Origin of the sequence: Psychrobacillus vulpis, from assembly GCF_006861825.1 — a bacterium.
GTDB lineage: Bacteria > Bacillota > Bacilli > Bacillales_A > Planococcaceae > Psychrobacillus > Psychrobacillus vulpis.
Map to the genome: position 1 here is coordinate 64,156 of NZ_VDGI01000001.1, position 11,005 is coordinate 75,160.

Below are 11,005 nucleotides of genomic sequence, written 5' to 3' on the forward strand. Positions count from 1 at the left end.
ATTTATAGTTTTCGATTTGAAAAACTTATCATCCCTTGAAGGAGAATTTACTAAGAAACGGGAATAACTAGGATGAGGAGGATTTCATATGAAAAAAATATTAGTTTTATCATTGCTACTATTCGGTTGTTCAGATGAAACAAGTACTAGAAATGAAGTTCTTGCTGAAAAAGTGGCCACTAATTTGGATACTCCATGGTCCATTAATCTATATGAAGATACTTTTTATATATCTGAACGAGTTGGAACGATTGCTAAAATAAATAAGAATGGGAAAGTTGAGCATCAAAATGTGGAGCTCTCGAGTGATTTATCTCGTGCATCCGAGGCTGGTCTGCTCGGGTTTGTATTGAAGAAAGATTTTGCGGATTCACAGAAAGCTTTCGCCTATTACACTTATGACCAGGACGGAGAAGCCTTCAATCGTGTCGTAACGATTAAACTTGAAGACGGTACTTGGCGTGAAACTACAATACACCTTAGCGAGATACCTACTGGCAATATTCATCATGGTGGAAGGTTAGAAATTGGACCTGATGGATTCCTTTATGTGACTATTGGTGACGCAGGAAATCCCGACAATGCACAGGATATAAGAACACTTAATGGGAAAATCTTGCGAATGAAGGAGGACGGCACTTTCGAAGTCTTTTCTATTGGTCATCGTAATCCACAGGGTCTAGCATGGGATAAGGATGGAATTCTGTATGAATCAGAACATGGTCAATTTGCAAATGATGAGATCAACCAGATAACACAAGGAAGTAACTATGGATATCCGATTATCCAAGGAAAAGAAACTAAAGAAGGGCTAGAAACACCTATTATAACTTCTGGTGATAATGAAACTTGGGCTCCGTCTGGTATCGCGTTCCATAAGGGAAAACTATACGTCGTCACACTTCGTGGAGAGGCAGTAAAAGTAATGGATGTATCCACTGGTGAAGTAGAACGGTCTATTACTGGGTTCGGACGAGTACGAGATGTATATTCCGACGGGGAATCACTTTATTTCATTACCAACAATACAGACGGTCGAGGAACACCTAAGGCAGATGACGATGTGTTGTATAAATTAAAAGAGTGAAAAAACCCCCTATTTTAGGGGGTTCAGAATGTCGATTAATTTATATAGAAAAAGCCACTCGCTTTCCGCGGACGAATCGCCAAGCCTCCTCCGCGCTGCGCTGAGAGCACTGAAAAAGTGTCATTCATATAAATTATCTATCAAATAGTCCTAAGAGAATTTAGCGCTTTGGCATTCGCTTTCCGCGGGCGAGCGACGAGCCTCCTCCTACGCTTCGCTTCGTGCGGGGTCTCGTCTGTCTCGCTTTCCCGCAGGAGTCTCATGCGTCGCGCTAAATTCTTTAAATGATATACAAGCAAATAGTTCCTATAAAAATAATAATTTTGAGTTTTTCAGTGGCCTCGCTACGCTCGTGCGGGGTATTGGACGTTCCTTTTTTCCACAGGAGTTTCGCAGCTTTTTCCTCTACGAATTTAACAAGACGATGGTGTTCATAAACTTATAAAATGCACGCGATTAGCTAGAAATGATTACGATGCATTTACCCCTTAGGGAATTAAATCTCTCTTTTATAGCGCAATGATTGGACATTGTTTTCTTGGTTGCTTTCGTATGGTTCCTCTTCCATTTGAAAAACAAATCCACGTGCTTCGTAAAATGGGATACTGAGATCATTTCCTTTTGCTACAGACACCCATTGTTCATGTGCATTATATTGATTTCGTTGTATTTCTGTAAAGCTTTGGAGCAGTTTTGTACCAATACCTTCCCCTCGTTTTTGGGGATCTAGATAGAATACATATACTTCTGCAACTCCCTCTTCATCGACTCCTCCCCCTATTGCACCGACAATTCGATTGTTCAGCAAAGCAACATAATAACCATTCCAGTCACGACTTGTAGAAGTTATTTCTTCTTTAATTCGTTCTGTCGTATAGTACTTTTCAATAATACTTTCTATGTATTCTACAGTATACAGCTCTTTATATGTATTCCATTGAGCAGCAACACACACATCGACGATACCTTGTTCATCTCCAAGAATGGCTTGTCGAGTAATTACTTCATTTAACTTCAAGCTCATAGCGATTTGTACACCTGATCTCCCATTAAATCGCTTTCCTTCATCGATAAACCCTGTCTTTAAATATACAGACTGAGCAGCCTTATTAGCTTCATTGACACCGAGTACAACTTGTTTGATTTTTGGGAAATGCTCCAAAACATATGGAGGTATGAGACTCATAGAAGTTTTCGCTATTCCCCTCCCTTGAAATGCAGGGTGAATGGAATAACCGCGAAGTAATATGCTCTCCTGCTGATCCGTATAATTGAATTTATCTTCGCCAGTATCGAGCACAAAAAATCCAGCGACTTGTCCTTCTTCCAATATAATAATAGGTGTGTATGTTGATATATTTGTGCTTCGTTCTAGCAATTCGAGTGGATGCCCTGTAAATCCTAGCTGCTCTTCAGACAGTGGATAATTTTCAAGATCTGCAAAATATTTTTCTTCATATGCTATAAGTTCAGTCACAATAATTCCCCCACTTATTGATTTTTTATTAGCATAACACAAAAATCTCCTCATTATTTGCTAAACTAAAGACAAGAAAGGTGCTGAGCGCTATGGAGATTGCAATTATTGGCGGTGGAATTGGTGGACTTTGCGCTGCTGTAACTTTACAAACACATGGATATTCTGTAAAAGTGTACGAAGCAGCTCCAACTTTTCAACCTGTAGGAGCAGGTATTGGAATTGGATCGAATGCTATGCAAGCCCTTATGAAAATTGGAGTTGGTGATAAAGTTTTTGCAAATGGTAACGTATTGCACACTCAGGTCTTCCAAAACGCAAATGGAAAGACATTAAATACGATAGACTTTTCCTTGCTAAAAAAACGATTTGGACAAGAAAATATTACGATTCATCGAGCCGATTTACATAGAACATTTCTAGATGCATTAGGTCCAAATACGATGTATTACAATAAAAAATGTGTCAACGTTGAACAAAGGGAAGGTAAAGTTACTGCTTATTTTGGAGATAAATCCGAAGTGACCGCAGACCTATTAATTGCTGCAGATGGCATTCATTCTCCTATTCGAAAAAAGCTTATACCAGGATCTGAAACTCGTTACGCAGGGTATACATGTTGGAGAGGTGTTACTGAAAATAAGGAGAGAGTGTCTAATTACACTTCTACGGAAATATGGTCTCCATCCGGGCGATTCGGAATGGCACCTATGAGTAATGGACAAGTCTATTGGTTTGCATGCGTAAGTACTCGAGCAAAGGACACTTTTTATCAAAACCTAGAACGGCAGGAAATTGCCAATCTATTTAAGAACTTCCCAAAGGTTGTAACCGAAATAATTCAAAATACACCTACAAACAATATTCTTCACCATGACATATCGGACATTGAGCCCCTTCAACGATTTGTTTTTAATCGCATTGTATTACTAGGGGACGCAGCACATGCAACTACGCCAAATATGGGGCAAGGTGCTGGACAAGCAATTGAAGATGGAATTGTGCTAGGAAATGCCTTTCAGATGTTTCGAAATATAGATAAAGCCCTTGCTTTTTACGAAGAAAAGCGAGTAGCACGTACCGCAAAAGTGATTAATCTATCTCGGCAAATTGGAGCAGTTGCTCAGCTTCGTTCTCGCTCACTTACTACTGCTCGAGACTTTTTATTTTCGTTCATCCCATCCAATTGGCTTCTATGGAGGTTAAAGTTTTTGTTTCATGTGAAATTAAAATAAAAGTGCCTCCTTAGGAAGGCACTTTTTCTTAGTAAAATTGTAATCCATTTTTGTCTATAACATTGATATGTTTTGGAACTTTTAAGTATATATATGTGTCTCCAAAAATTCCCCTATTTTGAATAATATCGTCGCCAATTGAAAGGGCAAATAATTCATTGGAAAAACGATAATATCTCAATTCTCCTGCTTTAGGAGCTGTAATAACAAGTTGATCCTTTTCCCATTCAATGGTTGACAATGGAATTTTACCTGTTACATTAACACCATTCATAAGTATATTCGTCTGAAACATTTTAACTTCCACAAATTGTTCCTTTGAATCCGTCCATTCAATATTTAACTTTGCTGTAGGAAAAGTTGAACCTTGTGAAATTATTTCTAATGTGTCTCCTTCTAATTCTTCCATCCATTCTTCCACTAAAAACTTTGAATCAAATTTACTTTCTTCGTTATTTCCGAAAGCCTTCTCAAATAAATTATTTTCGTGTGATAACGCCTGATACTCTTTTTTGTCAATTACTTCATCGCCATTCGCAGGTATAAATTCATACACAATTACCGCTAATAAAAGAATGCCTACATAAGTACTAATAGTCCATTTATTCAATCGTTGATTCCAATTGATACGTTTCGATACACTTTTCGCTACTCGAAAGATTAACCATGCGATAAAAAGTGTACCTAAAAGAGGTAATAGCATCCAATTATTCATGATCTAACCTCCAAACGATTCGAGCATAATATTGAAAGCGCAAAGAAGACAATAGAAATACAAACTAGCTTAACAATCAAAATTAGAATAGATTCATTTCCGATAAATACGTATTGAAAAAGCTTTTGGCCAGACTTTGTTACTAATATTGTAATTAACAAAACCGGCAATAGAAACGTGAATATTTTATTATTTTGAACAAGGATTCCCCGAAAATAACCTATTGCCGAAATCATTAAAATAAATGCTATCATTACTCCAATGTTAAGAATGGAGTTCAATGGATCATCAAAAATACTTGAGCTTTTCACATAATCTACCTTACCAAAAAGAAGAAGTATAACGCGTAAAACGTAATTGGATAAAAATGTAGTTACTCCAGCAAATACGCTTATCATACAAAGTACAATGATATTCGCTAGACTACTACTTAAGCGAGTTCCTACGAACGAAAAGTCACTGTGCCAATTTGTTTTAATCGTTATCATATTTCCAATTACAAATGCCCAAAGTGCTACAAAAATATATACAATATCGAGCGAAACTATAGATACATGAATCGAAATATTATTTATACTAGTTCCACTCGAACCCGTTCCATTCATCGAAAAGAGAAGCCCAATTATCTGTACTAGTATAAGCGATGCCACTGCTCCCATATAAGTATTCAGCTTAAATTCCACTTGTGACTTTACCACTTCTCCTAAAGTACTATTACTTAAAAACATCATCAATCCCTCCTTTCCTTTCACTCGTCATAAACATACAAACATCAGTCGCGGATACAGTTTGTATTGTGACTCCTTCCACTCCAAGTGAGTCTTCTTTTTTTATCACTGCATACTTACGATGACTATCCAATTGTTTTATATGAAGAACATCCTTTTCTGCTGTTAACTTCTCCACTATGTCTGTTTGTCCTTGAAGAGCAACTGCATACTCTTTTACTTCTTCTAATGATTGATGTAGAACAACTTTCCCTTTATGAATAAGTAGAATATCTTCTAGCAAATGCTCCATTTCAGCTAAATGGTGACTAGAAATCAGAATCGAGCGTGGGTATGCTATGTATTCTTTTAGCAACGCTCGATAGAAATCGGATCGAACTGCCTCATCCATGCCATTTGTAGGTTCATCAAACATTGTTAACTCACAGCGTGTCGCTAATCCAAATATCATATTAAATGTAGCCTTTGCACCCTTTGATAATTTAAAATGCAATTGTTTTGGATTCAATCTAAAATAATCAAATAAGCTTGCCGCTAGCCCCGCATCCCACCTCTTATAAAAACTAGGTGCAGCTTCTAATATATCAGCTAACGTTAAAGAATCCGGAAAGCTCATTTGATCGTCTACTAAAATACTGTTCGCCGATACCCGCAAATTATTAAATGGTTTGTTAGAAAATACTCTAACCTCTCCAGAATTTTCTCTAATAAAGCCTGCTAAGATTTTGAGCAATGTCGTTTTTCCTGCTCCATTACGACCAATCAAACCTGTAATTTTATGGTCTTCCAATTGAAACGTTATCCCATTAAGTGCGGCCATTCCCTTGTATTTCTTTTGGAGATTTTGGCAATCAATTACCACCATTGTTTTGCTCCTCCTCACACTTCTTATTTTCCTGTTTTATTAAATTGATGAGCTCATCTTCCGTCACAGAAAGTCGTCTTGCTTCTAGAACAAGCTCCATTGCCATTCTTGTCAGAGTTTCGTTACGTCGCTTTTCCAAAATTATGCTTTTTCCTTCCGGTGCAACGAACATTCCAAGTCCCCTTTTCTTGTACAGAATTTGTTCTTCAACAAGTATCGTTAAACCCTTTGCAGCAGTCGCCGGGTTAATGTTAAATAGATCAGCTAATTGATATTGAGAATTTACTTTTTCATCGCTTAGAAATCGCTCTGCAATTATTTCATTTTCAATCCATTCTGCAATTTGAATATAGATGGGCTTCGTGCTATCTGCATTTAGATTCAATTTAGTTATTCTCCTTTCATTAAAAGTTAGTGCATTAGTGTTGTAATGTAGTATATAATAAAACATCTCAAAAGTCTAACTTATTTTATTAATGACAACCATTAATAAAACTTTTCTAGTCAGAAAAAAACCACATTCTATTTGAATGTGGATAATTTAAAGATCATTTTACTTCTCAAACTCGGATTCAAAATTTAAATTCACTGGCTCACTTGGCATATTTTCAGGCACCATCATATTTGTTAAAGGGGTTTTCTCATCCACTTCTACCAAGGTAAACTCATCCATCCATACTTCTCCAGCACCTTGTAGCATGACGCCAAAATAGATAGCACTTGCATTTTGTGGGACATCTAACACGACGGTGTAATGATTCCAACCAGTCGTATTCTTAATAGGACGGTTGTGCATATTATCAAATTGCAATGTATCTCCATCTTTGCCATCGACTCGCATCCACAAGCCAGCAAATCCTTCTACATCCTTCGTTTGAATAAAGCACGACAATTTCATACGCTTTCCACACCAATCTTTGGCAAGGAATTGTTGCATGACCGTACCGAAATCTTCTTTAGCTACCTGATCTACTGATCGTAAGTGCCCTGATGCGTTCCCTTTATGAACATTTTTGAAATCCCTACGCATCTCATAACTATTACTGTTTGTACCACTTAGAAACCAACCTTCCATAATCTGTACCTCCTGCTGAGTTATTTCTTCCAATAAAGTTCGCATGAGCGTGCGATACTTTCCTGGTGGTAATCCATAAATTTTCCGAAATGCTCTTGTAAAAGATTCTTGTGACTCAAACTGATAACTAAAAGCAATATCCAATATTCGAGTGTCTGTGTAAATGAGTTTTTTTGCTGCACTTGCTATTCTTCTTTGCCGCACATATTCATGAAATGACATCCCTACATTCTTTTGAAATAATCGATGAAAATGATAGAAAGAATATCCTGTTAGTTGAACAATTTCTTCATTTCTTATCGGTTCTTCTATCTTTGTTTCTAACCAGCTTACTGTTCTTTGAATAATATTCACTAGCTCATGCACCTCCTCTATTACTTATTTTAATAGTTCTACTTGGGATAGTTTTGATATTTTTTGCGAAGCTTATAGTCTTTTTTAAAAGGTTTTTTGGATTTGATATAGAATTTATATAAGAGATATGGAGGTTATACATATGAAGTTAGGACAAATTGCAGTAAATGTAGAAAATGTGGAACGAGCTGTCGAATTTTATAGAGAAGTATTAGGGTTACCCCTACTATTTGAAACGAACGGGCTAGCTTTTTTTCAATGTGACGATACTAGATTATTACTGAGTCGTCCAGAATCGGAAGAATTCGATCATCCAAGTTCAGTATTGTATTTCCAAGTAGACGATTTGAATGTAGAAGTTTCACGAATGAAAGCAGCTGGTGCTATGTTTCTTGATGAACCCCATCAAGTAGGAACAATGGGTAACATAGAGATCTGGATGGCGTTCTTTAAAGATACAGAAGGTAATACCCATGCATTAATGAGTGAAATCAAAATATGACGTCTCTGCCCCTCTTTGAAGGGGCTTTTTAGCGTTTTTTACCGGATAGCATTTTTTTATAACCTGGTAACAATTGTGCTCGGATAAATTAATTTATACCGGATAATATCTTTTTTGTCCATCTAATAATCTTTCTAGATGACGAAAAATGTTATTATTTCCCGGGAAATGTCGTTTTAAAGTAATGGTTTCTTTTATTTGCTTTACATTATCCTCGGTATTTTATTTTCAAATAAAAAAAGCAGCTACCGATTACTCGGTAACGACTTCTTAGTGCCTAGCGACGTTCTACTCTCACAAGGGGAAACCCCCAACTACCATCGACGCGCGAGCTTAACTTCCGTGTTCGGGCTGCGAAAACAGATGAACGGCAGATTTCTTCGTCAACCGCAGTCGTTCGATTCTCGCGTATGCCATACGCTCCGAGCCTCTCTTCTTTGCTTCCTTGAACTCTTTGTTTCTCTACTTTCTCGCTACTCTTCTTACAGTTTGCCTTCGGCACTTTATTTTCTGGATCATACACGAAAAAAGCCGCTACCGATTGCTCGGTAACGACTTTTTAGTGCCTAGCGACGTTCTACTCTCACAGGGGGAAACCCCCAACTACCATCGACGCGCGAGCTTATTCGGGCTGCGAAAGCAGATGAACGGCAGATTTCTTCGTCAGCCGCAGTCGTTCGATTCTCGCGTATGTCATACGCTCCGAGTCTCTCTTCTTTGCTTCCTCGAACTCTTTGTTCCTCTACTTTCTCGCTGCTCATTCTACAATTTGCCTTCGGCACTTTATTTATTGGTGAATAAACGAAAAAAGCCGCTACCGATGACTCGGTAACGACCTTAGTGCCTAGCGACGTTCTACTCTCACAGGGGGAAACCCCCAACTACCATCGACGCGCGAGCTTAACTTCCGTGTTCGGGCTGCGAAAGCAGATGAACGGCAGATTTCTTCGTCAGCCGCAGTCGTTCGATTCTCGCGTATGTCATACGTTCCGAGTCTCTCTTCTTTGCTTCCTCGAACTCTTTGTTCCTCTACTTTCTCGCTGCTCATTCTACAATTTGCCTTCGGCACTTTATTTATTGGTGAATAAACGAAAAAAGCCGCTACCGATGACTCGGTAACGACCTTAGTGCCTAGCGACGTTCTACTCTCACAGGGGGAAACCCCCAACTACCATCGACGCTGAAGAGCTTAACTTCCGTGTTCGGTATGGGAACGGGTGTGACCTCTTCGCCATCATCACTAGACAATGAGTACTTGTTCTTTCAAAACTGGATAAACGACATATCGACAAACAAATTCTATTTGGTTAAGTCCTCGATCGATTAGTATTCGTCAGCTGCACGTGTCGCCACGCTTCCACCCCGAACCTATCTACCTCATNAGGGGGGCTTCATGCTTAGATGCTTTCAGCACTTATCCCGTCCACACATAGCTACCCAGCGATGCTCTTGGCAGAACAACTGGTACACCAGCGGTGTGTCCATCCCGGTCCTCTCGTACTAAGGACAGCTCCTCTCAAATTTCCTACGCCCACGACGGATAGGGACCGAACTGTCTCACGACGTTCTGAACCCAGCTCGCGTACCGCTTTAATGGGCGAACAGCCCAACCCTTGGGACCGACTACAGCCCCAGGATGCGATGAGCCGACATCGAGGTGCCAAACCTCCCCGTCGATGTGGACTCTTGGGGGAGATAAGCCTGTTATCCCCGGGGTAGCTTTTATCCGTTGAGCGATGGCCCTTCCATGCGGAACCACCGGATCACTAAGCCCGTCTTTCGACCCTGCTCGACTTGTAGGTCTCGCAGTCAAGCTCCCTTCTGCCTTTACACTCTTCGAATGATTTCCAACCATTCTGAGGGAACCTTTGGGCGCCTCCGTTACACTTTAGGAGGCGACCGCCCCAGTCAAACTGCCCGCCTGACACTGTCTCCTACCCGGGTTACGGGTATGGGTTAGAATTTCAATACAACCAGGGTAGTATCCCACCGACGCCTCCTCCGAAGCTGGCGCTCCGGGCTCTAAGGCTCCTACCTATCCTGTACAAGTTGCACCAAAATTCAATATCAAGCTACAGTAAAGCTCCACGGGGTCTTTCCGTCCTGTCGCGGGTAACCTGCATCTTCACAGGTACTATAATTTCACCGAGTCTCTCGTTGAGACAGTGCCCAGATCGTTACGCCTTTCGTGCGGGTCGGAACTTACCCGACAAGGAATTTCGCTACCTTAGGACCGTTATAGTTACGGCCGCCGTTTACTGGGGCTTCAATTCGCACCTTCGCTTGCGCTAAGCACTCCTCTTAACCTTCCAGCACCGGGCAGGCGTCAGCCCCTATACTTCACCTTACGGTTTTGCAGAGACCTGTGTTTTTGCTAAACAGTCGCCTGGGCCTATTCACTGCGGCTCTTCGAGGCTATGCACCTCAAAGAGCACCCCTTCTCCCGAAGTTACGGGGTCATTTTGCCGAGTTCCTTAACGAGAGTTCTCTCGCTCACCTTAGGATTCTCTCCTCGACTACCTGTGTCGGTTTGCGGTACGGGCACCTCCCGCCTCGTTAGAGGCTTTTCTTGGCAGTGTGAAATCAGGAACTTCGCTCATACGAGCTCGCCATCACAGCTCAATGTTATAGAGTGCGGATTTGCCTACACTCACACCTCACTGCTTGGACGTGCATAACCAACAGCACGCTTACCCTATCCTCCTGCGTCCCCCCATTACTCAAACGGCGGGGTGGTGGTACAGGAATATCAACCTGTTGTCCATCGTCTACGCCTATCGGCCTCGACTTAGGTCCCGACTAACCCTGAGCGGACGAGCCTTCCTCAGGAAACCTTAGTCATACGGTGGATGGGATTCTCACCCATCTTTCGCTACTCATACCGGCATTCTCACTTCTAAGCGCTCCACCAGTCCTTCCGGTCTGACTTCAACGCCCTTAGAACGCTCTCCTACCACTGATACCAAA

General features: G+C 40.5%; 9 protein-coding genes and 2 rRNA genes (1 of these 11 cut by a window edge). 3 read left to right on the forward strand and 8 right to left on the reverse strand.

Annotation, left to right across the window (positions count from 1 at the left end; translation table 11 throughout):
* Positions 1-88 precede the first annotated feature (88 nt).
* Positions 89-1,087: a PQQ-dependent sugar dehydrogenase gene (locus tag FG384_RS00295; protein ID WP_142640569.1), complete on the forward strand. Its 999-nt coding sequence runs from the start codon at positions 89-91 to the stop codon at positions 1,085-1,087.
* 496 nt (positions 1,088-1,583) lie between these two features.
* On the opposite strand, the gene FG384_RS00300 is transcribed toward FG384_RS00295, so the two are convergent.
* Positions 1,584-2,564: a GNAT family N-acetyltransferase gene (locus FG384_RS00300; protein ID WP_240793303.1), complete on the reverse strand. Its 981-nt coding sequence runs from the start codon at positions 2,562-2,564 to the stop codon at positions 1,584-1,586.
* A gap of 92 nt (positions 2,565-2,656) precedes the next feature.
* Here FG384_RS00300 and FG384_RS00305 point away from each other — a divergent pair, with 92 nt between their 5' ends.
* A complete protein-coding gene (locus FG384_RS00305) occupies positions 2,657-3,799 on the forward strand; it encodes an FAD-dependent monooxygenase (protein WP_142640571.1) in 1,143 nt (380 codons plus the stop codon).
* A 28-nt stretch (positions 3,800-3,827) separates the two neighbouring features.
* Here FG384_RS00305 and FG384_RS00310 read toward each other — a convergent pair whose 3' ends face one another.
* From FG384_RS00310 to FG384_RS00330, 5 genes are all read right to left on the reverse strand, one after another.
* Positions 3,828-4,514 (reverse strand): hypothetical protein, encoded by a 687-nt coding sequence (locus tag FG384_RS00310; RefSeq protein WP_142640572.1) that lies wholly within the window; start codon positions 4,512-4,514, stop codon positions 3,828-3,830.
* Positions 4,511-5,242 carry a hypothetical protein gene (locus FG384_RS00315; protein ID WP_142640573.1) on the reverse strand — a complete coding sequence of 244 codons (732 nt, stop codon included), beginning with the start codon at positions 5,240-5,242 and terminating at the stop codon, positions 4,511-4,513. The genes FG384_RS00310 and FG384_RS00315 overlap by 4 nt, the downstream gene beginning before the upstream one ends.
* Positions 5,229-6,107 carry an ATP-binding cassette domain-containing protein gene (locus FG384_RS00320; protein WP_142640574.1) on the reverse strand — a complete coding sequence of 293 codons (879 nt, stop codon included), beginning with the start codon at positions 6,105-6,107 and terminating at the stop codon, positions 5,229-5,231. Before FG384_RS00320 ends, FG384_RS00315 begins: the two co-directional genes overlap by 14 nt.
* Positions 6,094-6,492 (reverse strand): GntR family transcriptional regulator, encoded by a 399-nt coding sequence (locus tag FG384_RS00325; RefSeq protein ID WP_205961720.1) that lies wholly within the window; start codon positions 6,490-6,492, stop codon positions 6,094-6,096. Before FG384_RS00325 ends, FG384_RS00320 begins: the two co-directional genes overlap by 14 nt.
* A 168-nt stretch (positions 6,493-6,660) precedes the next feature.
* On the reverse strand, positions 6,661-7,536 hold the full coding sequence (locus tag FG384_RS00330; protein WP_142640576.1) for a helix-turn-helix transcriptional regulator: 876 nt from the start codon (positions 7,534-7,536) through the stop codon (positions 6,661-6,663).
* 142 nt (positions 7,537-7,678) lie between these two features.
* Here FG384_RS00330 and FG384_RS00335 point away from each other — a divergent pair, with 142 nt between their 5' ends.
* Entirely contained in the window at positions 7,679-8,038 is a 360-nt protein-coding gene (locus FG384_RS00335; protein WP_338101306.1) for a VOC family protein, read from the forward strand.
* Positions 8,039-9,167: 1,129 nt separating this feature from the next.
* Here FG384_RS00335 and rrf read toward each other — a convergent pair.
* Positions 9,168-9,283 (reverse strand): 5S ribosomal RNA (rrf, locus tag FG384_RS00340).
* Between the two features lie 58 nt (positions 9,284-9,341).
* Positions 9,342-11,005 (reverse strand): 23S ribosomal RNA (locus FG384_RS00345); it runs 1,317 nt beyond the window's last position.